Annotated in this window: 22 protein-coding genes; 12 read left to right on the top strand and 10 right to left on the bottom strand. The window is 67.7% G+C overall.

Annotation, left to right across the window (positions count from 1 at the left end; all coding sequences use genetic code 11):
* Positions 1-40 precede the first annotated feature (40 nt).
* Entirely contained in the window at positions 41-655 is a 615-nt protein-coding gene (locus JOF55_RS14545) for a DUF4245 domain-containing protein (RefSeq protein ID WP_310274521.1), read from the bottom strand.
* 194 nt (positions 656-849) lie between these two features.
* Here JOF55_RS14545 and glpX point away from each other — a divergent pair, with 194 nt between their 5' ends.
* From glpX to JOF55_RS14510, 7 genes are all read left to right on the top strand, one after another.
* A complete protein-coding gene (gene glpX, locus JOF55_RS14540) occupies positions 850-1,899 on the top strand; it encodes a class II fructose-bisphosphatase (protein WP_310274519.1) in 1,050 nt (349 codons plus the stop codon).
* A 132-nt stretch (positions 1,900-2,031) separates the two neighbouring features.
* Complete coding sequence (locus JOF55_RS14535; RefSeq protein ID WP_310274518.1) at positions 2,032-3,429, top strand: class II fumarate hydratase; 1,398 nt, start codon at positions 2,032-2,034, stop codon at positions 3,427-3,429.
* Positions 3,430-3,531: 102 nt separating this feature from the next.
* Positions 3,532-4,038, top strand: a complete 507-nt coding sequence (locus tag JOF55_RS14530) for a DUF4288 domain-containing protein (protein WP_310274516.1) — start codon at positions 3,532-3,534, stop codon at positions 4,036-4,038.
* A gap of 79 nt (positions 4,039-4,117) precedes the next feature.
* On the top strand, positions 4,118-4,525 hold the full coding sequence (locus JOF55_RS14525) for a hypothetical protein (protein WP_310274514.1): 408 nt from the start codon (positions 4,118-4,120) through the stop codon (positions 4,523-4,525).
* Between the two features lie 327 nt (positions 4,526-4,852).
* The gene (locus JOF55_RS14520; protein ID WP_310274512.1) at positions 4,853-6,292 is read left to right on the top strand and encodes a GuaB1 family IMP dehydrogenase-related protein; all 1,440 of its coding nucleotides are present in this window, start codon (positions 4,853-4,855) and stop codon (positions 6,290-6,292) included.
* A gap of 230 nt (positions 6,293-6,522) precedes the next feature.
* Positions 6,523-6,717, top strand: a complete 195-nt coding sequence (locus JOF55_RS14515) for a DUF397 domain-containing protein (RefSeq protein ID WP_310274510.1) — start codon at positions 6,523-6,525, stop codon at positions 6,715-6,717.
* 56 nt (positions 6,718-6,773) lie between these two features.
* A complete protein-coding gene (locus JOF55_RS14510; protein WP_310274508.1) occupies positions 6,774-7,715 on the top strand; it encodes a phosphotransferase in 942 nt (313 codons plus the stop codon).
* Positions 7,716-7,853: 138 nt separating this feature from the next.
* On the opposite strand, the gene JOF55_RS24475 is transcribed toward JOF55_RS14510, so the two are convergent.
* The gene (locus JOF55_RS24475) at positions 7,854-8,444 is read right to left on the bottom strand and encodes a GrpB family protein (RefSeq protein ID WP_374727502.1); all 591 of its coding nucleotides are present in this window, start codon (positions 8,442-8,444) and stop codon (positions 7,854-7,856) included.
* A 202-nt stretch (positions 8,445-8,646) separates the two neighbouring features.
* On the opposite strand from JOF55_RS24475, the gene JOF55_RS14505 reads away from it, so the two are divergent.
* Positions 8,647-9,321, top strand: coding sequence for a helix-turn-helix domain-containing protein (locus JOF55_RS14505; RefSeq protein WP_310274506.1), 675 nt, complete (start codon positions 8,647-8,649; stop codon positions 9,319-9,321).
* Here the strand turns inward: JOF55_RS14505 and JOF55_RS14500 are convergent.
* The 4 genes from JOF55_RS14500 to JOF55_RS14485 all read right to left on the bottom strand — a co-directional run bounded on the left by JOF55_RS14500 (position 9,311) and on the right by JOF55_RS14485 (position 13,742).
* Positions 9,311-9,706, bottom strand: coding sequence for a VOC family protein (locus tag JOF55_RS14500; protein ID WP_310274504.1), 396 nt, complete (start codon positions 9,704-9,706; stop codon positions 9,311-9,313). The two genes, JOF55_RS14505 and JOF55_RS14500, sit on opposite strands and share 11 nt — an antisense overlap.
* A gap of 138 nt (positions 9,707-9,844) precedes the next feature.
* The gene (gene phoH2, locus JOF55_RS14495) at positions 9,845-11,140 is read right to left on the bottom strand and encodes an RNA 5'-3' helicase PhoH2 (protein WP_374727501.1); all 1,296 of its coding nucleotides are present in this window, start codon (positions 11,138-11,140) and stop codon (positions 9,845-9,847) included.
* Between the two features lie 392 nt (positions 11,141-11,532).
* Positions 11,533-12,444, bottom strand: a complete 912-nt coding sequence (locus JOF55_RS14490) for a PfkB family carbohydrate kinase (protein WP_310274500.1) — start codon at positions 12,442-12,444, stop codon at positions 11,533-11,535.
* A complete protein-coding gene (locus JOF55_RS14485; RefSeq protein WP_310274499.1) occupies positions 12,441-13,742 on the bottom strand; it encodes a DUF885 domain-containing protein in 1,302 nt (433 codons plus the stop codon). The genes JOF55_RS14490 and JOF55_RS14485 overlap by 4 nt, the downstream gene beginning before the upstream one ends.
* A 288-nt stretch (positions 13,743-14,030) precedes the next feature.
* Between JOF55_RS14485 and JOF55_RS14480 the strand changes: the two genes are divergently transcribed.
* Positions 14,031-14,279 (top strand): cousin-of-CoaP protein, encoded by a 249-nt coding sequence (locus tag JOF55_RS14480; RefSeq protein ID WP_310274497.1) that lies wholly within the window; start codon positions 14,031-14,033, stop codon positions 14,277-14,279.
* 274 nt (positions 14,280-14,553) lie between these two features.
* On the opposite strand, the gene JOF55_RS14475 is transcribed toward JOF55_RS14480, so the two are convergent.
* Positions 14,554-15,330 carry an isoprenyl transferase gene (locus JOF55_RS14475; RefSeq protein ID WP_310274495.1) on the bottom strand — a complete coding sequence of 259 codons (777 nt, stop codon included), beginning with the start codon at positions 15,328-15,330 and terminating at the stop codon, positions 14,554-14,556.
* 120 nt (positions 15,331-15,450) lie between these two features.
* Between JOF55_RS14475 and trhA the strand changes: the two genes are divergently transcribed.
* The gene (gene trhA / locus JOF55_RS14470) at positions 15,451-16,128 is read left to right on the top strand and encodes a PAQR family membrane homeostasis protein TrhA (RefSeq protein WP_310274493.1); all 678 of its coding nucleotides are present in this window, start codon (positions 15,451-15,453) and stop codon (positions 16,126-16,128) included.
* A 52-nt stretch (positions 16,129-16,180) separates the two neighbouring features.
* On the opposite strand, the gene JOF55_RS14465 is transcribed toward trhA, so the two are convergent.
* Positions 16,181-18,250, bottom strand: coding sequence for a thioredoxin domain-containing protein (locus JOF55_RS14465; protein ID WP_310274491.1), 2,070 nt, complete (start codon positions 18,248-18,250; stop codon positions 16,181-16,183).
* Between the two features lie 108 nt (positions 18,251-18,358).
* On the opposite strand from JOF55_RS14465, the gene JOF55_RS14460 reads away from it, so the two are divergent.
* The gene (locus JOF55_RS14460) at positions 18,359-19,804 is read left to right on the top strand and encodes a 3' terminal RNA ribose 2'-O-methyltransferase Hen1 (RefSeq protein ID WP_310274489.1); all 1,446 of its coding nucleotides are present in this window, start codon (positions 18,359-18,361) and stop codon (positions 19,802-19,804) included.
* Complete coding sequence (locus tag JOF55_RS14455; protein ID WP_310274487.1) at positions 19,801-22,446, top strand: polynucleotide kinase-phosphatase; 2,646 nt, start codon at positions 19,801-19,803, stop codon at positions 22,444-22,446. The genes JOF55_RS14460 and JOF55_RS14455 overlap by 4 nt, the downstream gene beginning before the upstream one ends.
* A gap of 6 nt (positions 22,447-22,452) precedes the next feature.
* Here JOF55_RS14455 and JOF55_RS14450 read toward each other — a convergent pair whose 3' ends face one another.
* Together JOF55_RS14450 and mca are read right to left on the bottom strand one after the other, a co-directional pair.
* Entirely contained in the window at positions 22,453-22,854 is a 402-nt protein-coding gene (locus JOF55_RS14450) for a hypothetical protein (RefSeq protein WP_310274485.1), read from the bottom strand.
* Positions 22,851-23,735, bottom strand: coding sequence for a mycothiol conjugate amidase Mca (gene mca, locus JOF55_RS14445; protein WP_310274483.1), 885 nt, complete (start codon positions 23,733-23,735; stop codon positions 22,851-22,853). Before mca ends, JOF55_RS14450 begins: the two co-directional genes overlap by 4 nt.
* Positions 23,736-23,970: the final 235 nt, after the last annotated feature.

Raw genomic sequence — 23,970 nt, 5'->3', positions numbered from 1 at the left:
GGAGAGAGGCACCGGTTTCCAGGGGAAACTTCACCCCGCGTCAGTGCTGCGGGGTGACGACCGGTGCCGAAAGGGCAGCTCGAGCCAGGGTGCGGAAATCGCGCTCGGGACCACTGCCGGTGATGAGCAGGCGCACTCCGTTGCGCTCGCCGACCCAGGCCTTTTCCGAGCGCACACTGTCGTAAACCACCCAGCGGGTCCCCGCCGCACGGACCATCCCCCGCGCACGTGGCGGTCGTTCGGTCTCGAAAGCCACCAGCTCGGACTCCGGCGCGGTGGACTGCGACAGGCGCATGTAGTGCCCCCCGCTGGTCAGCCAGCCGACCCGCACAGCCCGCTGCCCGGAGCCGACGCCGCGCACATCGGCCGAGTTCGCCCGCCATCCCTGCGGCAACCGGGGCTCGAGCACCGGAAAGTCGACCCGCCTGGCTGCACTCCGCAGCTCCGCCGCCGCGTCGACGGTGGGGGCCGAGCCGGGTTGGACGGTGGGTCCCAGCGGACTGAACGAACACCGGCCGGTGAGTCCGGCCATGCCGAGCACGATCAGAATCAGCGGCAGCATCGTGAGCAGCATCGATCGCACGGTGCGGGTGGAGCCGCTGGCAGGACTCCCACCTTCCGCCTGCTGGTTGCGCTGCTGAGCCACGCCCCTCATGCTCTCACCCACGACGCGATACGCGCTCCGGCGGCCGGACAGGAGTGGCCTCGACCACGCGGCTCCGCCGCAGGCCGCGTGGATCTGGGAAGATCCGGATCAACCAAGTGGGGGCCGGCGGCGAGTCGTCGACCACCGCCCGAGACTCGCCAGTACCGAGTCACCATGATCCTTGCTCATCACCGGGAGGCGCCATGAACACGTCCAGCATCGAGACTCCCTCGACGGAGGCACCGGATCGCAACCTGGCGATGGAGCTGGTCCGGGTCACCGAAGCCGCGGCGATGGCATCCGGCCGCTGGGTCGGCCGCGGTGACAAGAACTCCGGAGACGGCGCGGCGGTGGATGCCATGCGCAAGCTCATCGGCACGGTGTCGATGCGCGGTGTCGTCGTCATCGGCGAAGGCGAGAAGGACGAGGCGCCGATGCTGTTCAACGGCGAAGAGGTCGGCAACCACAACGGTCCGGAATGCGACGTCGCCGTGGACCCGATCGACGGCACCACCCTGCTGAGCAAGGGAATGCCGAACGCGCTGGCCGTGCTGGCGGTCGCCGAGCGGCACGCGATGTTCGACCCCTCCGCGGTGTTCTACATGGAAAAGCTCGCCGTCGGCCCGGAGGCCGCCGGTCTCGTCGATCTGAGTGCACCGGTCGCGGAGAACATTCGGCGGGTCGCCAAGGCCAAGCACATCGACGTCGCGGACGTGACGGTCTGCATCCTCGATCGGCCCCGGCACGAGAAGCTGACCTCCGAGGTGCGCGAAGCGGGCGCGCGAATCCAGTTCATCTCCGACGGCGATGTCGCAGGGGCCATCGCAGCGGCACGGCCGGACAGCGGGGTGGACATGCTGATGGGGATCGGCGGTACTCCCGAAGGCATCATCACCGCCTGCGCGCTGAAGTGCATGGACGGTGAGCTGCAGGCCCGGCTGTGGCCCAAGGACGACGCGGAACGGGAGCAGGTCCAGCAGGCGGGCCACGACCTCGATCGGGTCCTGACCACCTCGGACCTGGTGGGCGGCGACAACGTCTTCTTCTGCGCCACCGGGATCACCGACGGCGCCCTGCTGCGGGGCGTGCACTACCGCGCCAACCGCGCCACCACACAGTCGCTCATGATGCGGTCGAAGTCCGGGACGGTCCGCCTGGTCGAGGGCTCACACAAGCTGGGCAAACTGCGCGAGTACTCCGACGTCGACTTCGACACCGGAGAAGCCCCGGCACGTCAGGGCGTACTCCCCTGATGCGGCTTTCCGGTGGTCCTCCCGCGGCCGGGAGGACCACCGCCGACGCCGAAATTCGGCGAACTCCGGCATCGGCGGAACGTGGCGCAACCCATACTGACTCGCTCGCCCCCGACGGTCCACACTTTCGCCATGACCGAACAGGACTACCGGATCGAACACGACACCATGGGCGAGGTCAAGGTGCCCGCCAAGGCCCTGTACCGAGCACAGACCCAACGTGCCGTGGAGAACTTCCCCATCTCCGGCCGCGGACTGGAGCGCGCCCAGATCCGCGCTCTGGGATTGCTCAAGGCCGCCGCCGCTCGGGTGAACGGCAAGCTCGGCGTCCTCGATGCCGACCTGGCCGAGGCGGTCGCAGGCGCGGCCGACGAGGTCGCCGAGGGACGCCACGACGAGCACTTCCCGATCGACGTGTTCCAGACCGGGTCGGGAACCTCGTCGAACATGAACGCCAACGAGGTCATCGCCACCCTCGCCACTCGCTCCCTCGGGCGCGACGTGCACCCGAACGACCACGTCAACGCCTCCCAATCGTCCAACGACACCTTCCCGACGACCATCCACGTCGCTGCGACGGAGGCCGTCCTGACGGACACCATTCCGGCGCTGGAACACCTGGCAGAGGTGATCGAGGGGCGCGCAGCGGAGTGGGCCGAGGTCGTCAAGTCCGGCCGTACTCACCTGATGGACGCCGTACCCATCACCCTGGGGCAGGAAGCCGGTGCCTGGGCGGCCCAGGTGCGCTTCGGCATCGAGCGGCTGCGTGCGGGGCTGGGGCGACTGGGTGAGTTGCCGATCGGCGGTACCGCCGTGGGCTCCGGGCTCAACGCACCCGAGAGTTTCGGCGCTTCGGTCTCCGAGGAGCTGGCAAGGATCACCGGGTTGCCGCTGACCGAGGCTCGCAACCACTTCGAGGCGCAGGCCACCCAGGACGGCGTCGTGGAGACGTCCGGCAACCTGCGCACGGTCGCGGTGAGCCTGAACAAGATCGCCAACGATCTGCGCTGGCTGGGCTCGGGGCCGCGCACCGGCCTGGCCGAGCTGGCGCTGCCGGACCTGCAGCCGGGTTCGTCGATCATGCCGGGCAAGGTCAATCCGGTGATCCCGGAAGCCACGCATCAGGTCGTGGCACAGGTCGTCGGCAACGATGCGGCGGTGGCCTTCGCCGGATCGCAGGGCAACTTCCAGCTCAACGTGAACCTGCCGGTCATCGCCCGCAACGTGCTGGAGTCGGCACGCCTGCTGGCCGCCGTGTCGCAGTTGCTGGCCGACAAGGTCTTCGCCGGTGTGCAGGCCGATACCGAACGCGCTCGCGAGTACGCCGAGGGCTCGCCGTCGATCGTCACTCCACTCAACCGCTACATCGGTTACGAGGAAGCCGCCTCGGTGGCCAAGCAGGCCCTCAAGGACCGCAAGACCATCCGTGATGTGGTTCTGGAACGCGGCCACGTCGAGTCGGGGAAGCTCACCCTCGAACAGCTCGACACCGCGCTGGACGTGCTCGACATGGCCCGCCCCGGCCGGTAACGGAAACGAGGTGAACGGACTGTTCGTCACGATGGAAGAGACGAACGGTCCGTTCACTCACCGGTCGCACATGCCCACGAGCCCGGGTGAGACAGTGGAGACATGAGCAATCCCGGCACCGGGTCGGACCCTCGCGGCCTCGGCGATGAGTCGGAGTCCGTCGAGCCGAACACCGTCGACCTGCCCGACGAACTCGTCGGCGAAGAGCAGCGCTCGATCAACATCGGTCCGGGCACGATCGATCCACGCGAGTATCGCCCCAGCGCGTTCGCAAGCACCGAAGCCGAGTCCTACATGGCCGTGCTGGTGATCGAGTCCTCCTCGGATGCCGCCGACTACGAACCGCTCTACGAGGAATCGTTCGTGCTGCTCACCGCGCATTCCGATGAAGAGGCCCTGGAGAAGGCCCGCGAGTACGGCAAGCAGCACGAAATCAGCTACGAGGACGAGAACCACCAGCTCGTGACGTGGAAGCTCAAGCACGTGCTGGAGGTCAAGCAGCTCGAGGACGCCACCTTCGACGACGGTTCCGAGCTCTACAGCCGGTTCTTCCGCAACTACTCCGGCTATCACTCCTTCGAGCCCCAGCTCGGCGGCGAGGAGCCGTAGCAAGTCCTGCTTCGCGAAAGTCCACTCGAACGGGTGATCGAACTTGATCTCGAACTGACGTTTGCGCTGTAGTGCGCCGGTGTTCTTCGCCGCCTACGTCGACGAGTCGTATGACCTGAACATCGGCGTTTATATCCTCACTGCCAACATCGTCGACCTCGCCGATGCCGAAGAGACCCGTTCCACGCTACGTGGCCTGCAGCAAGGCGGCGAAAAGCTGCACTGGAACAAGGAACCACAGCAGCGACGAAACGAGAGCGTCAAGGTTGTCAGTGCATTCGGCCTTGCGAGTGTGTCCGTCATCGGCCGTGCGACACATCTTCGCGCCGAGCGGGGGCGACGCAAATGTATGGAAGTTCTGCTTCCCGAGCTCGAACAGGCAGGTGCCGATACCATCATGTTCGAAGCTCGCCAGGCACGAAACGCCAGACACGAAACGACAGGCACGACGTCGACATGGTGGACGCATGCCGACGAAAAAAGCTGATCTCACAAGGGCTACACGTCACGTTCGCCGTAGGTACGGACGAACCGCTCCTGTGGCTTCCGGATATCACTTGTGGATCAGTGCTGGCCGATCAACGAAGAGATGCCAGCTACCTGGAGCAGTTCGGCGACGCAGCGCGCCTGCTGTTCATCGAAGCCAGATAAAAGGGCTCGGATAAACAGAGGCCGGGGTCCCGCCTCCGGCGGGGACCGACGGGCAGTCCCGGCGTACTTCCGCACACCTCGGTACTCAGCTACTCGTAGTATAGCTTCGCATCGGCGCCGAAATCCGGGACGAGTGTGGCGGTAGCCGGTATCCTGGACTCTCGTGCAGTTCTTGAACGGGCAGCAGCCCACCACCGACCTGACCTACGACGACGTCTTTCTCGCGCCCCGGCGCTCCGGCGTCGAGTCCCGCTTCGACGTGGACCTGTCCACCACCGATGGTTCGGGTACGACGCTGCCGATCGTGGTCGCCAACATGACCGCCGTGGCCGGTCGCCGGATGGCCGAGACCGTCGCGCGCCGGGGTGGCCTCGTGGTACTGCCGCAGGATGTCGCTCCCGAGGCCGTCACCGAGATCGTCTCCTGGGTCAAGTCCCGTCATCCCGTCTGGGACACCCCGCTGGTGCTGCACGAGGGCGACGCGGTGGCCGACGCGATCAACCTCCTGCACAAGCGTGCGCACGGTGCCGTGGTGATCGTCGACGACGCCAATCATCCGCTGGGCATCGTGGACGAGGCGGCGTGCACGGGTGTGGATCGGTTCGCCCGCGTCGGTGAGGTGGCCGACCGCGAGCCGGTCGTGCTGGCACTGGAGACCAAGCCGCGCGAGGTTTTCGAGAGCCTGCATCGCCAGGCCAAGAACGCTGCTCTCGCGGTCGACGCCGAGGGGCGGCTCGCCGGGATCATGACCCGGCGGGGCGCACTGCGTACCGAGATCTACACGCCTGCTCTGGACAACGACGGCGCCCTTCGGGTCGCCGCCGCGGTGGGCGTCAGCGGTGATGTCGCGGCGAAGGCCTCGGCCCTGCTGGAAGCGGGTGTCGACACGCTGGTCGCCGACACCGCACACGGCCACCAGGAAAAGATGATCTCCGCGCTGCACGCCATCCGCTCGGTGAGCCCGAGCGTCCCGATCGTGGCGGGCAACGTCGTCACCGCCGAGGGAGTGCGCGATCTCGCCGAGGCCGGAGCCGACATCATCAAGGTGGGTGTCGGGCCCGGCGCGATGTGCACCACGCGCATGATGACCGGCGTGGGCAGGCCGCAGTTCTCCGCCGTCGCCGAGTGCGCCGCCGCGGCCAAGGTGCTCGGCAAGCACGTCTGGGCCGACGGCGGCATCCGGCACCCGCGTGACGTCGCGCTGGCGCTGGCGGCCGGGGCGGCCTCGGTGATGGTGGGTTCCTGGTTCGCGGGCACCTACGAGTCGCCGGGGGACCTGCAACGCGATGAGCACGGCCGCGCCTACAAGGAGTCCTTCGGGATGGCTTCCAAGCGCGCCGTCGGTGCCCGCACCCGCACCGACAGTGCGTTCGACCAGGCACGCAAAGCCCTGTTCGAGGAGGGCATCTCCAGCTCGCAAATGCGGCTGGATCCGCAGAACCCCGGGGTCGAGGACCTGCTCGACCAGATCAGTTCCGGGCTGCGCTCCTCCTGCACCTACGCGGGGGCTCGCACGCTGGCGGAGTACCACGAGCGTGCACTGGTCGGCATCCAGTCCGCCGCGGGATTCGCCGAGGGCCGCCCACTGCCCGCAGGCTGGTGACCATGACGTTGGTCAATTTCGCGAGAAATTGACCAACCTCCGGTGAGACCCATCGGTTCACGGCACCGAGGGGGTTTCCGGGGCGTCCAGTTCGGCCATCACCCTGTTGCCGAGGTCCACGAGCTGCTGCAGGACGTTGCGGTCCAGCAGCATTCTGAGCAGATACACGAGCTCGCGCTGTCCCCTGACGACTCGAAGATGTTGATCGAACAGATCCTTGAGGAAGTCTGATGTTGGACACCGGTTGGTTCAAGAGCACACGGAGTTCCGGTGCTAGCGACAACTGCGTGGAGGTCCGGATCGCAGGCACGGGTATCGGGGTCCGTGACTCCAAGGCTCCGAGCGACACCTTCACCGTCACCCCAGGTGCATGGCGTTCTTTCCTCGACCACACCGAGCACGGCGACTTCGACACACGACACTGACCACACTCGCCGAGGATCCACAGCCTCGGCTACCTCGGCTGCGCGAGACTGGGTCGATGCGGACTCAGGAGGTTCACGGCATCGCCGCCGCACTGGGAAGCCACGTGATGGCGACACGCACCTTGGCCGGCGGATTCTCGCACGAAACGTGCCTGCTCACGCTGACCGACGGCCAGGTCGTCGTCCGGCTCGGCGATGCGGACCCCGCCATTGAAGGCACGGTCATGGACATGGCCCGCCGATACGTTCCCGTCCCGCAGGTGCTACTCACCGTGCCTGCCACCGATGAGCGCACTCGACCAGCCATGGTCCTGGAACACGTGGCAGGAACACCGTTGAGTCGTGTGCTCTCCGAAGGAGAGCACAGCGGAACGGACCTGGCCGAACTCGGCGCGGAAGTGGGACGTGTCGTCGCCGGCATCGGCGCGGCGACGTTCGACCGCCGAGGCTTCTTCGCCGACGAGGCCCTCACCATCCCCGCGGAACGCCCGTGGTCACGGCAACTGCCCGAGATCGCCGTGAACTGCATGGCCGCCACTCCCCGAGCCCGTCTGGACCGGGCCACGCGAGCGGCGTGGGTGGACCTGTGCACGACCCACGCCCCTTCGCTGGTCGACATCGACCACCACACCCGCCTCGTGCATTCCGACATCAACCCCAAGAACATCCTAGTCGCGCGCACATGCAGCGGCTGGCGCGTCAACGCCCTCCTGGACTGGGAATTCAGCTATTCCGGCTGCCCTTACGCCGACGCCGCGAACATGGTCCGGTTCGGCGTCGACTACCCCGCCTGCTTCCTCGACGGCTTCCGCGCCGCCTTTGCCGATCAACAACCCGCTGACCTGCCTCTCCTCGAACAATGGGCCTACCTGGGGCGCGTTTTGGACATGTTCGCGCTCAGCGACCTGGTCACCCGCCCCGTCGGGCATCCCATCGCGGAGCAAGCAGCGCAACAGATCCGAGGCTGGGTCACAGCAGGTGTCCCCGACTCCGGCTGAACCCGCCGACAAAACTGCACGCCCCTGCGCACTGGGGAGAAGGATCAGTTTTAGGGAAAACTTCAACACCAAGATCACCCAGGCGGGCCTCGGCGAAGAATCCCCGACAATCGATCGACTGCCGAAGCACTCGTGCCATCAGTCGATCACAGCAGTCGTCGATCGATTGCTGCCCCATCCGACGAACCCCCATGTTCCTGGTGTGAAAACCTCCAGCCACCGGATCCAGCCCAGACTTCTGCACGTGTGGTGATCTCTGCGACAAGTGGGGACTTGGCGTCCGCGTGGGCGTTCATATCGATCCAGTCCCGCTTGGCGAGCTCCTGCTTGAGCCGCCGCGTATCGCGCGCGGTCCGACTCGCTGTGACGCAACCAGTCCCGAAACAGCAGGTGTCGACGTTCCCAGTCACTTCCGATGTCGCAGACGTGGGTGTGGACATCGCGCGCCGGGGTGCGCAGCATGCGATGCCCTGGCTCGCGTACGCGGAGCTGGTCCCCCGCCTGCTGCAGTGGATCAGGGTAGGCCGTCTCCTCGGCCACGTCGGACACGCTGACGTTGATATCCACTATGGGTTTCGGCGGCAAGGCCCGGTACACGCCGTGGAACCGACGTGCTCGATCCTGCGCGCCACCGGCCCCAGAACTGCGGCAATAACGACCTCGTTCTGCCCGGAACCGCTTCGGCCAACAAGAATCGTAGTCGACGACCTGGATGTTCCGCTTCTCCACGCCACCGACCAACTCGACATCCTCATCCACAACTAGACCGCACCCAGGGGTACCAGATCGTCCGGGAGCAGCACTCGAAAGGAATCGCCGATTCCATCGTCGTCGCAATCGGACTCCCCGACACGAGGTCGCGACTTCGCCGTCGGCCGTATCTGCACGGTGAATCCGACTCCGTGTCGGGAGTGCTCGGTAGACTCCGAGCGTGTACGAGGAACGGCGGTCGGTGATCCCCGGTGCGGTCGTGTGGCAGGCGACGATCCCCGGCTCGGGGTTCGTGCTGCCCGACGGGTGTATGGATCTGATCCGGACGGGCGGCGAGGTCGTCGTCGCAGGCCCGGACACGCGCCCGCACGAGGTACACGGGCACGCGAGTGACCGCTACGTCGGTCTGCGCTTCCCGCCGGGTTCCCTGCCCGGTCTGCTGGGAGTTCCCGCCACCGAACTGCGCAACACCCACGTGCCGCTGACCGAGGTCGTGCGCGACAGTCGCACGAGATCGTTCGTCGAACAGGTCGCCGAAGCAGCCGATCCCGGCCGTGTGCTGGAGTCCTTCGCCCGATCGCACCCGAACGTCGGGCAGGACCCACGAACGTCGGCGATCGTCGGACTGCTCCGCGAGGGCGCGCCGGTGTCCACGGTCGCCGACCACGTGAACCTGAGTGAGAGACAGCTCCATCGCTGGAGCCTGCAACAGTTCGGGTACGGCCCGAAAACGCTGGCGCGGATTCTGCGTTTCCGGGCCGCGCTGCACCTCGTCGAATCGGGACTGGCCGGCGCGGTGATCGCCGCACACGCCGGTTACGCCGACCAGGCCCACCTGATCCGGGAAACTCGGGACCTTGCCGGGGCGAGCTTCGCGGCACTGGTCACGTCGTGAGGGAGGCGAACAGGTCCACGGGGTTGCCGTCGGGGTCGAGCACGGTCGCGTAGCGCTGGCCCCAGAAGGCATCCCACGGCTCGTGGTGCCCGTCGTGTCCCGCTGCGGTGATCTCGGCGTACGCACTGTCCACTGCGGCTGGTGTACCGCAGTCGAAGGCCAGCGCCACCCGGTGCCCACCGGACGGCGATGTCCAGGTGGGATCGATCGAGCGCACCGTCTCCGCGGTGTCCCACATCAACCGCACCCCGCTCGGCAGGAGCACGTCGACGTGCGGTTCGGCGTCGGCATCGGCCGGGAAGTCGAGACCGAGCAGTCGGTAAAACGCCAGTGTCGCCGCCATGTCCTCGGCGACCAGGCCCACAGCACTGAATTGCATCGTCATGCGCGAACCATAGAAGCCGCCCGGATGCCCCGCATTGAACGAATCGGACATCCACGCCGGAGTGAGCGGGTGAACGCGTCGTTGTGGCATTCCGGCAGCGTTCCGGCCGCCACAGCGACGCGTTCACCATCTCCTGCGTCAGGGTGTGAACTCCTCCTCCAGCATCTCGGTGACCAGGGCCGCCACCGGGGAACGCTCCGACCGCGTCAGCGTGATGTGCGCGAACAGGGGATGGCCCTTGAGCTTTTCGATGACCGCCGCCACGCCGTCGTGACGCCCGACCCGCAGGTTGTCGCGCTGGGCGACGTCATGGGTGAGCACCACTCGTGAGTTCGTCCCGAGTCGGGAGAGCACCGTCAACAGCACGTTGCGCTCCAACGACTGTGCTTCGTCGACGATCACGAACGAGTCGTGCAGGGAGCGACCCCTGATGTGGGTCAACGGCAGCACTTCGAGCATGTCCCGGTCGACGACCTCGTCGAGCACGTTCTGGCTGGCCAGCGCGCCCAGTGTGTCGTAGACCGCCTGCCCCCAGGGCTGCATCTTCTCGCCCTCGCTGCCCGGCAGGTAGCCCAGCTCCTGTCCGCCGACCGCGTAGACCGGGCGGAACACCACGACCTTGCGGTGCTGCTGGCGTTCCAGCACCGCTTCCAGGCCGGCACACAGCGCGAGCGCCGACTTTCCGGTCCCGGCGCGCCCGCCCATCGACATGATCCCGACGTCGGGATCGAGCAGCAGATCCAACGCGATCCGCTGTTCGGCCGACCGGCCGTGCAGTCCGAATACATCGCGGTCGCCGCGGACCAACTTGACCTGCTTGTCCGCGGTGACCCGCCCCAGGGCGCTCTGCTGTCCGGCCAGCAGCCGGACCCCCGTGTTGGCGGGCAACTCCCTGGCACCGTCGAGATCGGCCGTGCCCTCCTTGAACAGAGCGTCCACGGAGTTCGGGGGCACATCCACATCGGCCATGCCCGTCCAGCCGGACGAGATCACGTCCTGCGCTCGATACTCCTCGGCCTCCAACGCAACCGAGGCGGCTTTGACCCGCATCGGCATGTCCTTGGTGACGAGGGTCACCTCGTTGCCCTCGGCGGCGAGGTTCAACGCGCACGCGAGGATCCGGGCATCGTTGGAGTCGGTACGGAAACCGGGCGGCAACACCTGCGGGTCCGAGTGATTCAACTCGACGTGCAGGTGACCTCCCTGCTCACCCACCGGAACCGGCACATCGAGCCTGCCGTGGCGTGTCCGGAGCTCGTCGAGGCCACGCAGGGCCTCTCTGGCGAACCAGCCGAGCTCGGGGTGTTGGCGCTTGCCTTCCAACTCGCTGATGACCACCAGCGGCAGGACCACGCTGTGCTCGGCGAACCGGGTCATCGCCCACGGGTCCGACAGCAACACCGAGGTGTCGAGGACATAGGTGCGCGCCCCGATACTGCCGGAAGAGTGGCTCGGTTCACGGCCGGTGGCCTGGGTGGGTGTTTCCGCTTGAGGCTGGGAACGTCGTGTGGTCACGGCTACTCCCTCGCGGGCGTGGCGGGCCACGTCCGCTCGTCGGCGGGCCGGGCCGCCCTCACCGCTTCGGGCCGGACCGGTGCCGGGGGAACCGTCCGATCCTGCCAATAGCCACGGCCAGGGCCTCCCCGGACGGACCGCATAGGACACGGCCCGTCACCCGCGGACGCTACCCTTACCATGCCGCTGTAGACAGCCAGCCACACAGGTGATTCAACGGATCGTCACCTCGTCGCCACACACCACACAGGTGCTCATGGTGATCTCACTGGTCCGATCGGGTGAGTAACAGCGTCACTCGAACGGCAGCGTCACTCGAACGGCGCCGAATCCTTGCTCTGCTGCAGGTCGGTGAGCCAGCTCCGGCGGCCGGTGTGCTCGACCCTGCTCGCCGAAACCCGCGCGGCGACACCGAGAGCACCGGGAAAATCCTCGAACCACGGCATCGACGCCATCGCTCGAGCGAGGGCGCCGTGAAAGACATCGCCCGCGCCCAGCGTGTCCACGGCCGTCGCCTGCGGAACGGAGACCTCACCGGCCACCCGGTTTTGTCCGGCCCGCCACCACAGAACCGGCTCCGGCCCCCGCGTGACGGCCACCGCGCGCACTCCGTGGTCCAGCAGTGCCGGTCCCTGATCGAGGAGACACGTCGTCGCCGGGGCGCGGAAGTCCGCCGAGCAGACCGCGACATCGACCAGGGGGAGCAGCTCGCCGAGTACCGGTTTCCAACTTCCGGCATCCAGCAGGATCGGGATCCGTCGCTGTTGCGCAGACGCCGCGACGCGAGTGGCGAGTTCGGGGTGATGCCCGTCGAGCAGCACCACGTCCGCCTCCGCCGCATCCGGGAGGAAGTCGGAAGCGATGTCCCCACCCCCGGCGTTCCTGGATACGACGTTGCGTTCGCCGGTGCTCGCACGTACGGACACGGCGGACACGGGCGGTGTCCCCGCCTTGTGCGGATCCGTATCGATGATCTCCACCCCGTATCCGGTCAGTTCGGAGCGGACCACCTCGGCCAGCGGGTGACTGCCCAATGCGGTCACCAGCGTCGTACGCGCTCCCAGCGCAGCCGCCGTGAGCGCCGCACCCGTGGCCGGCCCGCCCGCGAGCAGGTCGGCGTCCAATGCGGTCACCTTCTCGTTCGGGCCGGGAAACTCCTCGACACGCTGAACGAGATCGAGCGTGGCGAGCCCGGCGCACAGCACCCGCGGTTGCGATGTCATATCCGTGTCCTGCCCGCCAGTTCCGCACGCAGGCTCCGCGGCACGAGGGGCTCGTCCAGCAGCCGCCGGTACCGCTCCTCCGGGGTGACTTCCTGTGGCCGGGCACGCAGCCAGGAACGCAGCAGCCGGTAACCCTCCACATAGGTGGTGGTGTAAGCCCGCCACAGCGGATGCGCCAGAAAACCGACCAGTCTGCGGGCCCGCTCTTCCGGGACCAGCAGCCACCGCTGCAGGTAGGCGATGACCTCGGTTTCGTCGGCGTGCTCCTCGTGCAGCATCAGCGCCGCGTCCTGCCGCACCGGCCGAAGCCGATCCAGGATCTCGGTCATCCGTTCCGCTCGCTCGCCTTCCAGGCGCAGACCAAGGTCGGCGAAGATCTCCGCCGCCCACGGCCCCCATCCGGCTCCGATCGCGGCGTGGAGTCCGAGGTCGGCGAGCCCTTCGGACATCAGGCACTGCGGCGTGTTCACCAGGGAGAGGTCCTGTTCATCCCGCCTGGGCCTGCTCGACGGCGCTGCGTCGGCGGAGGTCCCGGCAGGCGACCGACTGCCTCTGCGGCAGTGCTGCGTGTGGTGTCCGGGATAGGCCTCGTGGGCGACCAGGTGCGCCAGGTTCGCCATACGCTGCGGCGAGTCGGCGTTGACGGCCACTCGTGACCGGTAATTCCCGAGATAGCTGTGCAATCCGCTCCACGGTCGGCCGGTCACGAGGCGGTATTCGACGTCTTCCTGCTCGGGCAGACCGAATCTCTGCCGCACCCGAGCACGCAACGCACCGGACAGAGCCCGCACACAGGGTTCGAGCTTGCCGATCGGCACCCGCTCGGACTCGCGAACCGCAGCGATTCGTTCCCGCAGTGCCCCTCCTCCGGGCAGGACCTCGGCGAGTTCGACGTGTGCCCGCCGGTAGGCGTCCTGATCCCCTCTTGCGATGGTGACCTGGAAGTACGCCTCCACCTCGCTCCGGAAGGGCAGGCGCTCCCCTGCGAGGATGCGGCCGGAACACTCCAGCGCGGCCAGTTGCGAATCCAGGAATCGCCGACGCTGCTGTGGCAGCTCGCTCGCGCACGGACCGGTGCCGGCCTCGATCGGATCGGTCTCGGCCAGGTCGGTCTCGGCCAGGTCGGCGCGCAACCGTCCGGCCATCGCCGCGAGCCGTGCCGGGTCGGGCCGTGGCTCGTCGTGCACCCTCCTGCGCAATTCCGCATCTCCGGTGTAGCAGTCGACGAATCCGGCGGCGATCCGGTCGAACCGCAAACCGAGCATCAGATACTCGGTGACGAACGTGCGCGCGTCCATGCCCGAAACGGTACGACGTATCGCTGCCTCGCCCCAGTCGTTGTTGTCCGCGAGCACTCGCGGAATCCCGGTGGAGACCGCGTCACTCCGGCAGGAAACCGACCCGAGGGCCGCGGCGAGAAACTTGAGGAATTAGCCGATAAACCACACAATAGTGGTAAGCGGCTTTCGCCTAGATCAACACGTGTGTAGGTTTCACGCCAAGTGCGATCAGGTGTCGCTACTGGGGTTAATCACCTGAAAGGACACCGCGTTCGCATCACCCGTACCAACAAGGAGCGAACAAAAGTGCTGAAGAAGGCAGCTGTTCTCGGTGGCGCCGTCGCCGGCCTGCTCGCGTTGGCCCCCGTCGCCAACGCCGACACCTACGACAACGACGGCATCAACATCCTGAACGACAACAACCTCAGTGTCCTGCCGGTGCAGGCCTGCGGGAACAACATCGCCGTGGCTGGTGCGGTCGTGCCGCTCCTCTCGGAGCAGAACACCCAGTGTGTCAACGCTCCGATCGTGGACCACCCCTCCATCGAGGACTGATCCGGTCGGACGACGGGGAATTGCCGACGCAAAACCCGACAGCACATGCGAAGGGGCGCCGGGCCGAGATTTCCGGCGCCCCGATGTGTGCCGTTCGGAAGACCAGGGAAATTATTCCGAATACGAATTCGGGGGCCTTTCCGGGCATACCGGCGGCAACTTCGAAATGGTTCACACAATAGCGTGACGAAACCGAAGAGACCGGAACGCTCTCCGTGGCTTCCCCGGAGATCTCGATCCACACCACGGTGACACCGTGCAGCCGCCTCCTCGGTCAGGAGCCGAAGCGCCGGTGCCGTGCGGCGAAGTTGCGCAGAGCACGCAAGAAATCCACGCGCCGGAACGCCGGCCAGTAGGTCTCGCAGAACCAGAACTCCGAATGCGCGGACTGCCACAGCATGAAACCGGAGAGCCGCTGCTCGCCGGAGGTTCGGATGAGCAGCTCGGGATCCGGCTGACCGGAGGTGTACAGATGTTCGGCAATGTGGTCGACATCGAGGTCCTCGGCAAGCTCCTCGATGCTCGTGCCCGCCTCGGCATGCTGCTTCAGCAACTTGCGCACGGCGTCGGCGATCTCGCGACGTCCGCCGTACCCGACCGCCACGTTGACCTGCATTCCCCCGCGCCCTTCCGTGCGCAGCGCCGCCGCGGAGACCCTGGCGGCGATCTCCGTCGGGAGCAGGTCCAGGGCACCGACGATCCGGACCCGCCACGGTGTCCCCGGCTGAGTGATCTCCTCGACCACTCCGGCGATGATCTCCAGCAGGGAGTCGACCTCCTTGCTGGAACGGCTCAGGTTGTCCGTGGACAGCAGCCAGAGAGTGACCACCTCGACATCGGCATCCCGACACCAGCCGAGGAAGTCGGAGATCTTGCGTGCGCCCGCGCGGTGCCCGTAGTCGACGTCGAATCCGGCTTCTTTGGCCCACCGGCGATTACCGTCGAGGATCACCCCGACATGTCTGGGGGGCTGAGCACCATCGAGTTGGCGACGCAGTCGCCGTTCGTAGAGGTCGTAGATCAGTTCCCGCAGCCGAACCTTGAGCGCCACGCTCCACGAGCCTACGCGGAACCCGACCGGCCGCAGCGACTCCCTCGGTCCTTCAACCGGATACGTACATCACCGCAGGACGCATACCGTCCGCCCCCCGGGGTCCCGTAGGGTCGGGGTGTGACTACGGTGATCTCCTCCCGTCAGCCCGAGGCCTCCGTCAAGCCCCGGTTGCGTGGCTGGATCCACCTCTGGTCCCTGGTGGTCGCGGTCGCGGCGGGGGCCACGCTCATCTCGCTGGCCGCCGCCACGGTGTCCGCACGGGCCGCGCTCGGAACCACGATCTATGTGGCCACGGTGCTGGGGCTGTTCGGGATCAGTGCGCTGTATCACCGCAAGACCTGGGCGAGCATCGGCGCGCGAACATGGATGCGCCGACTCGACCACTCGATGATCTTCCTGTTCATCGCGGGTACCTACACACCGCTGGCGATGCTGGCCATGCAGCCGACGACCGGGGCTGTCGTGCTCACGGTGGTCTGGGGCGGTGCCCTGGCGGGTGTCGCACTCAAGCTGGCCTGGCCGAACGGGCCGCGCTGGGTCGGCGTACCGGTCTATGTCGCGCTCGGCTGGGTGGCCGTGTTCGTGTTGCCGGACCTGCTGTCCAACGCCGGTGTGGCAGCGCTGGTACTCCTGCTGAGCGGGGGAGTGCTCTACACCGCGGGCGCGGTCTTCTACGCACTCCGCAAGCCCGACCCGTGGCCAGCGACATTCGGCTATCACGAGTTCTTCCACTCCGCGGTGTCCCTGGCCGCGGTGTGCCACCACATCGCGATATGGCTGGCCCTGTACTCCTGAGCAATTTGTGCAGTTTCGCGCGAAACTGCACAAATCTCACCCGAACGAGTTCTCAGTGCAGCGCCGCGACGAGCTCGTCGACGGTGGTGACCGGACGGTCGCAGACGTAGCCGCGGCACACGTACGCCGCAGCGGACCCGTCGACCAGTGGTCGATCCGCGAGCAGGGGCACACCGGTCGCCTCCGGTTCACCGGCGACCGCCACCGCCCCACCGGGAGCGTGCCGCCGCGCAGCACCGAGCAAGGAAGCACGGTCGCTGTCCGCTCCACCGGAGACGGCGACCTGCAGCGGTCCGTGGTGCAACGCTTCGGCGGCGGCAAGCCAGTGCCCGGCGAAACGCGGTGCACGCTGCGCGATCAAACCTGCGCGGGTGAAAGCCTGCTCGGCGGCGTGCCGGTAGCGCAGTGCCCGATCCCCTCCCGCGAGTGCGGAGGCCGTGATGAGCGCCGAGGTCAGCGACGACGCTCCGGCGGGACTGGCGTTGTCGGTGGGGTCCGAGGGCCTGCGCACCAGTGTTTCGGCGTCGGAGGCGGTGTCGTGGAAGGCACCGGGGTTCTCGGCGTCGGCGAACCGTTCGAGTGCGCTGTCCAGCAGTTCACAGGCGACATCGAGCCAGCGTTGGGCAGCGGTGGCCTGGTGCAGGCTGAGCAGTCCCTCGGCCAGGCAGCCGTAGTCCTCCAGCACACCCGCCGCAGGTCCGGCCGTGCCCGCACGGGAGTTTCTGCGTAGCCGCCCATCGTTGCGGTGCTCGTTGACCAGCAGGTTCGCGGCCTGCTCGGCGGCACGGAGCCATTCGGACTCGTCCAGCACGGCGGCGGCCTCGACCAGAGCGGTGATCGCCATGCCGTTCCAGGCGGTGACGACCTTGTCGTCCTTGGCGGGTTGTGGCCGCTGGGAGCGTGCCTCGTGCAGGCTCTCGCGCACTCGATGCCAGCGTTGCCAGTCGTCCGGATCGCGGCGTAGTTGCAAGGTCGAAGCACCGCGTTCGAACGTGCCGGTCTCCGTCACCGTGAGCAGATCGGCGGCCCATCCGGCATCGGGCTCGCCGAGCACCTCGTGCAGTTCCGCCGGGGTCCAGACGTAGGTGAGCCCTTCGACGCCGTCGGTGTCGGCGTCGAGGGAGGCGGCGAGGCCCCCTTCGGGAGTGCGCAGCTCGCGCAGCAGGAACTCGGCGGTTTCGCGGGTCACCCGTTCGGCCAACGATGGCGCCCGGCCGGGAACCGCGTCGCCGGCTGCGGAACGTTCTCCGGCGGCAAGGGCCTGCTGCCGTCGAGCCAGATGAGCATAGGCCCGAAGCAGCAGCGCGTTGTCGTAGAGCATCTTCTCGAAGTGCGGTACGACCCAGTTCCCGTCGACGCTGTAGCGTGCGAACCCGCCTGCGAGCTGATCGTAGATGCCGCCTCGGGCCATCGCCTCGCATGTCGCCTCGGCCATGTTCCAGGCGGTCCTGTCCTGCTCGCCTGCGCGCTCGTCGTGACGCAGCAGGAATTCCAGCACCATCGACGGCGGAAACTTGGGCGAACTTCCGAAGCCACCCGCATTCGCGTCGAACTCCGCGTGCAGGCCCTGCACGGCCCCGGCGATGACCTCGTCGTCCAGCATGGATTCCGGCAACGCGGTGCCCTGGCCCGCGAGTTGCTCGACCACGTTGGTCGCTGCCTGCCGGACCTCGTCACCACGTTCCGACCACGCACGGGCGACCGCGTCGAGAAGCTGCCGGAACGAGGGCATTCCGTGCAGCGGTGCCGACGGGTAGTAGGTCCCGCAGTGGAAGGGCTCGCCCTCCGGGGTCAAAAAGCACGTCATCGGCCACCCGGCCTGACCGGTCATGGCCTGCGTGGCTTCGAGGTAGACGGCGTCGACGTCCGGGCGTTCCTCCCGGTCGACCTTGATGTTGACGAAGTGCTCGTTCATCACGGCAGCGATCTCGGGATCTTCGAAGGACTCGTGCGCCATGACGTGGCACCAGTGGCAGGCGGCGTAGCCGACCGACAGCAGCACCGGCACATCGCGGCGCCGTGCCTCGTCGAACGCCTCCTGTGACCAGGGGTGCCAGTCGACCGGATTGTCTGCGTGCTGGAGGAGGTACGGGCTGGTCGCCGCTGCAAGCCGCTGTGCCATACCCACAGGGTCCCACTCCGGCCTGCGATGCGTCCTGCCGAGTAGCGCCTGCGAGCGTTCCGGGAAAACGGCTGCGCCCGGTAGGCCGTTCGAGGCATCCTGGTCGTCGTGCTGTTGACACTGAGCACCACCCTGAACTCGCATCCGGCGACCGACCTCGGGTTCCTGCTGCACAAGCACCCCGAGCGGCTACAGTCCTTCGAGGTCATGGCCGGAACGGCGCACGTCTTCTATCCCCGTGCCGATGCCGAGGAGTGCACGGCGGCACTCCTGCTCGAGATCAACCCGGTCGACCTCGCCCGACACGCCCGTCGTTCGGGGGACCGGTCCCTCGGCACCTACGTCAACGACCGGCCCTATGTCGCTTCCTCATTACTGGCCGTGGCGCTGGGCAAGGTATTCCGGACGGCGCTGAACGGTCGCTGCGACGCACGCCCGGAGCTGGTGCGGCAAGCGATCCCGCTGCGCCTCCAGCTGCCCGCCGTGCCCGACGGGGGTGCCCCGGAGCTGCTGGAGCGGCTGTTCGCTCCCCTCGGTTGGCACGTCGAGACTCGGCCGCTGGCCGATCCGGAGTGGGGACGGGTCGGCTACGTCGAGTTGACCCTGCGCGGGGAGCTACCGCTGGCCGAGGCGCTCAACCAGCTCTACGTCCTCCTGCCGGTGCTGGATGACACGAAGCACTACTGGGTCGCCGAGGAGGAGGTCGACAAGCTGCTGCGGGCAGGCGGGGACTGGCTGACTTCGCATCCCGACCGGGAGCTGATCAGCCGCCGCTACCTCGCCCACGCGCGCACCCTGGTCACCAGCGCGCTCACCCGACTGGCCGATCCCGACTCCGAGCCCGAACCGCACCAGGAATCCGGTCGACCGCTGGCAGCGCAGCGCCGGTCGGCCGTCCTGGAACGTCTCCGGGCCACGGGAGCACGCAGCGTGGTCGACCTCGGATGCGGCGACGGCCGCTTGCTGCGCGACCTGCTCGACGATGCGGCCTTCACCAAGATCGTCGGCGTCGACGTGTCCACGGGGGCGCTCGCCGCCGCCGAGCGCAAGCTCGGGCTGGAGCGGTTGCCCGAACGCCAACGGCAGCGCCTGCGGCTTCGCCAGTCGGCCCTGACCTACACCGACTCCGCCCTGTCCGGGCACGACGCGGTAGTGCTCATGGAGGTGATCGAGCATCTCGACCCCGCGCGCCTGCCCGCGATGGAACACGCCGTGTTCGGCCATGCCCGCCCGGCGACGGTACTGGTCACCACTCCCAACACGGAGTACAACGTCCGATACCCGAATCTGGCGGTGGGCGCTTACCGGCATCCGGACCATCGGTTCGAGTGGGACCGTGCGCAGTTCGCGGCGTGGGCCGGACGAGCCGCGGAGCGGTTCGGGTACGCACCGGAACTCGATGGCGTCGGCGAGCACGATGCCGAACTCGGCCACCCGACCCAGCTGGCGGTGTTCACCCGTACCGAGCCCGGCCGTACCGAGCCGGTCCGGGGCCGCTCCAACAGCACCGAGCCCAGCCGCAGCGATGCGAACAGCGAGGACGCCCGAGCATGAACGACGACCACATCCTCGACCTCCCGGACCTGTCGCTGGTGGTGCTGGTCGGGGCCTCGGGTTCGGGCAAGTCCACCTTCGCCGCCGAGCACTTCCGCTCGACGCAAGTGCTCTCCAGCGACCGGTTCCGGGGCATGGTCTCCGATGACGAGAACGACCAGAACGCCACCAACGACGCCTTCGACGTCCTGCACTACATCGCGGGCAAGCGACTCGCCGCCGGGCTGGTCACCGTTGTCGACGCCACGAACGTGCACAAGCACGGCAGGGACGCGCTGATCCGGCTGGCGCGGGAGCACGACGTGCTTCCGGTCGCTATCGTGCTCGACCTGCCGGAATCGGTGTGCACTCAGCGCAACGCAGACCGCGCCGACCGGCCGTTCGGCGCGGGCGTCATCCGGCGGCAGCGCAAGGACCTGCACCGCTCGCTGAAGTCCTTGCAGCGTGAAGGGTTCCGGCGCGTGCACGTACTGCGGGACGAGACCGAGGTGCGAACCGCCGAAATCCGCTGGAACCGGCTGTTCAACGACCGGCGCGAGGAGACCGGACCGTTCGACGTCATCGGCGATGTCCACGGTTGCCGGAGTGAGCTGGAGACGCTGCTGGAGCAGCTCGGTTACCGACTGCACCGCGACGAGGCGGGGCGAGCCGTCGACGCCGAACATCCCGAGGGACGCCGGGCGCTCCTGCTGGGTGACCTCGTCGACCGTGGGCCCGACACGCCGGGTGTGCTCCGGCTGGCAATGGGCATGGTCGACTCCGGCAACGCGCTGGTCGTAGCGGGAAATCACGAGAACAAGCTGGTCAAGGCGCTGCGTGGCCGCAAGGTCACGGTCTCGCACGGCTTGGCGAAATCGTTGGAACAACTTTCCGGCGAGGACGAGGACTTCCAGCGGCGAGCGCAGGAGTTCTGCGCCGGCCTCGTGGCGCACTACGTGCTCGATCACGGCAGCCTGGTGGTGGCCCACGCCGGGCTGCCCGAGCGCTACCACGGCCGCGCCTCCGGTCGCGTGCGTGGCTTCGCGCTCTACGGCGACTCGACCGGGGAGACCGACGAGTTCGGCCTGCCGGTGCGGTATCCCTGGGCACGCGACTACCGGGGGAAGGCGATCGTCCTCTACGGGCACACGCCGGTGCCCGAACCCGAGTGGATCAACAGGACGATGTGCCTGGACACGGGGTGCGTGTTCGGGGGCAGGCTGACCGCACTGCGTTACCCGGAGTACGAGGTGGTCTCGGTGCCCGCGCAGCAGGTCTGGAGTGAGCCCGTCCGGCCCGCGCGGACCGCCGAAGCTCCTGCCTCCGAGTCCCACACCGACACCTCGCACACCGATGTCTCGCACACCGGCGATCCCCACACCGGGACATCATCGGGACAGACACCGAGGCGCGAGCCCGGCACTCTCGATCTCGGCGACGTGACGGGACGTCGCGTCCTGCGGACCCGGCACCACGGGAGGATCACCGCCGAGGCCGAGCAGTCGGCTGCCGCACTGGAGGTGATGAGCCGGTTCGCCCTCGACCCGCGCCGCCTGCTGTACCTGCCGCCGACCATGTCGCCGAGCAGCACCGCGGACAGCGGTGACCTGCTGGAGCACCCGGAACAGGCATTCGCCGACTATCGGCGTTGGGGTGTGACCGAGCTGGTGTGCCAGGAAAAGCACATGGGCTCACGCGCTGTCGTACTGCTCTGCCGGGACGGTGACACCGCCGCGAGCAGGTTCGGCTTCGACCCGCACGACGCGATTCGCGGTGCGGTGCACACCAGGACCGGCCGGTCGTTCTTCGGACCCGAACCGACCGCCGCCCTGCTGGAGAACGTGCATGCGGCGGTGACCGAGCTGAATCTGTGGGAGGAGCTGGGCAGCGACTGGCTCCTGCTCGACACCGAGCTGCTGCCGTGGAACGCCAAAGCCGGCGAGCTCATCCGCGACCGGTACGCCGGTACCGGTGCCGCCGCCGAGTCGGCGCTGAGCAGTGCGACCAGCGCGCTGCGGCAGGCTCGGGAGCGCGGACTGGATGTGGGCGAGCTGGCCGCTCGCACCGAGTCGCGACATGCCGACGTCGAGCGGTTCCGTGCGGCCTACCAGCAGTACTGCCGGCCCACCGAAGGACTCGCGGGCATCCGCCTCGCCCCTTTCCAGGTGCTGGCCACCGAGGGCCGCAGCTACCACGACGTCGACCACGACTGGCACCTGTCGGTGGCCGATCGGCTTGCCAAGGCCGCGCCGGAGACGTTCACCACCACCCGTCGTCGCACTGTCGACGCCGAGGACGGCGAGTCCACAGCCGCGGCCACCCGGTGGTGGGAGGAACTCACCGCCTCCGGCGGCGAGGGCATGGTGGTCAAACCCCGCACCAACCGTGTGCGCGGACGGAAAGGGCTCGTGCAACCCGGCGTCAAGGTACGCGGACGCGAGTACCTGCGGCTGGTCTACGGGCCCGAATACACCGAGCCCGGCCATCTCGACCGACTCCGGCAGCGCCAACTCGGCCGGAAACGCTCCCTGGCACTACGCGAGCACGCCCTGGGGCTGGAAGCCCTCGACCGCCTGGCCGAGGGCGAACCGCTCTGGCGCGTCCACGAATGCGTCTTCGCCGTCCTCGCCCTCGAATCCGACCCCGTCGATCCCCGCCTGTGACAGGCCTCAGGCGGTCCTCCTCCCGTCCCCGGTGTCGGGCGACCTCGCCGTCCCGGAGTCTTCGGCTTCGGCCGCACCATCTCCCCGCGAGGCCTCGCTCTCCGCTGCGTCCGCCTCGGCCGCCTCGGCTTCGGCCTTGGCGGCTGCTGCGGCCTTGGCGGCTTCGGCCTTTCTGACCCGGGCAGGCGCCGCCGCTGTCGCCCGCTCCTGATCGAAGCGGGTCGAGACCTTCTTGAGATGCTTGCTCATCGAGCGGACCAGGAAGACCACGCCGATCAGCAGAACGAGCAGCAGGAACAGGCCCAGCGGTGTGGACTTGCCGAAGCCCTCGCCCTGGCCACCGGGGGTATCCCCACCCGGAAACTCCGGCTGCGCCAGCACGGTGGTCAGCATTTCGGTGCCGCTCATGCGCACACTCGCTCCTGTACTCCGGCGAACAGATCGTCCTCCGGCAACGTGGTGTCCACCAGCGAACGAACGAGTTCGTAGTCCTCGGTCGGCCACAGCGCACGCTGGATGTCGAGCGGGGTCGCGAACCAGCGGCTGTTCGGATCGATCTGCGTGGCGTGCGCACGCAGCGCGTCGTCGCGCACCTCGAAGAAACCGCCGCATTCGACCCGCGTAGTCACCCGATCGTGTGGATCCGGGCGGGCGGCGGCGTCCCACTTCTGCAACCACTCATGATACGGGGATTCGAGTCCGCGCTCGAGCAGCGCATCGTGGAAGAGTTGCATGCGCTTCCGGGAGAAGCCGTGCGAGTAGTACAGCTTCAGCGGTTGCCACGGCTCACCGGTCTCCGGGTACAGCTCCGGGTCACCTGCCGCGTCGAATGCCGCCATCGACACCTCGTGGCAGCGCACATGGTCCGGGTGCGGGTAACCGCCGTTCTCGTCGTAGGTGATGACCACGTGCGGCCGGAAGTCGCGAATCGCCCCAACCAACTCCGGAGTCGTGGTTTCCAGCGGCTCGAGTGCGAAACATCCTTCCGGCAACGGTGGCGGCGGGTCCCCCTCCGGCAGCCCGGAGTCCACGAATCCGAGCCAACGGTGCTGCACACCGAGAATCTCCGCGGCACGGGCCATCTCGTCACGGCGAATCTCGGTCATGTTCTCGATCACATCGGGCCGCTCCATGGCCGGATTGAGAATGCTGCCGGCCTCACCCCCAGTACAAGTGACGACCATCACATCGTGCCCCTCGGCCACATAACGCGCGGTCGTGGCCGCACCCTTGCTGGACTCGTCATCCGGATGCGCGTGCACGGTCATCAGACGCAGCTTCTCGGCCATCGCCCGGTATTCCCTCCTGCTTGCCTCATCACCGGCCCCCGCTGACTGCGGGCGGAACACTCCAGGGATACTCAACGTGGATGTCTTGCTCCATTGTTCCCGTGGGACCGACATTCATCGTCGGCAGGGGCTACCCAACGACCACAGGCACCGTGCCGACCGTGTCTTGCGGTGGTACCACTGCGGTGCTCTCCGGCAACGGCATCCGACAGCGGTAACCTGCAGCGGTAACCGC

It is taken from the genome of Haloactinomyces albus, from assembly GCF_031458135.1.
GTDB classification, from domain to species: Bacteria; Actinomycetota; Actinomycetes; order Mycobacteriales; family Pseudonocardiaceae; genus Haloactinomyces; species Haloactinomyces albus.
This window is presented reverse-complemented; position numbering and strand designations above follow the sequence as displayed.

Coding starts and splice junctions, on each gene's coding strand:
- JOF55_RS14490 (WP_310274500.1), bottom strand. CDS start 12,444: ATGACATCGCAACCGCGGGTGCTGTGCGCCGGGCTCGCCACGCTCGAT.
- JOF55_RS14535 (WP_310274518.1), top strand. CDS start 2,032: ATGACCGAACAGGACTACCGGATCGAACACGACACCATGGGCGAGGTC.
- JOF55_RS14485 (WP_310274499.1), bottom strand. CDS start 13,742: ATGGACGCGCGCACGTTCGTCACCGAGTATCTGATGCTCGGTTTGCGG.
- JOF55_RS14455 (WP_310274487.1), top strand. CDS start 19,801: ATGAACGACGACCACATCCTCGACCTCCCGGACCTGTCGCTGGTGGTG.
- mca (WP_310274483.1), bottom strand. CDS start 23,735: ATGGCCGAGAAGCTGCGTCTGATGACCGTGCACGCGCATCCGGATGAC.
- JOF55_RS14465 (WP_310274491.1), bottom strand. CDS start 18,250: ATGGCACAGCGGCTTGCAGCGGCGACCAGCCCGTACCTCCTCCAGCAC.
- JOF55_RS14510 (WP_310274508.1), top strand. CDS start 6,774: ATGCGGACTCAGGAGGTTCACGGCATCGCCGCCGCACTGGGAAGCCAC.
- JOF55_RS14450 (WP_310274485.1), bottom strand. CDS start 22,854: ATGAGCGGCACCGAAATGCTGACCACCGTGCTGGCGCAGCCGGAGTTT.
- JOF55_RS14515 (WP_310274510.1), top strand. CDS start 6,523: ATGTTGGACACCGGTTGGTTCAAGAGCACACGGAGTTCCGGTGCTAGC.
- JOF55_RS14545 (WP_310274521.1), bottom strand. CDS start 655: ATGAGGGGCGTGGCTCAGCAGCGCAACCAGCAGGCGGAAGGTGGGAGT.
- JOF55_RS14500 (WP_310274504.1), bottom strand. CDS start 9,706: ATGACGATGCAATTCAGTGCTGTGGGCCTGGTCGCCGAGGACATGGCG.
- glpX (WP_310274519.1), top strand. CDS start 850: ATGAACACGTCCAGCATCGAGACTCCCTCGACGGAGGCACCGGATCGC.
- JOF55_RS14530 (WP_310274516.1), top strand. CDS start 3,532: ATGAGCAATCCCGGCACCGGGTCGGACCCTCGCGGCCTCGGCGATGAG.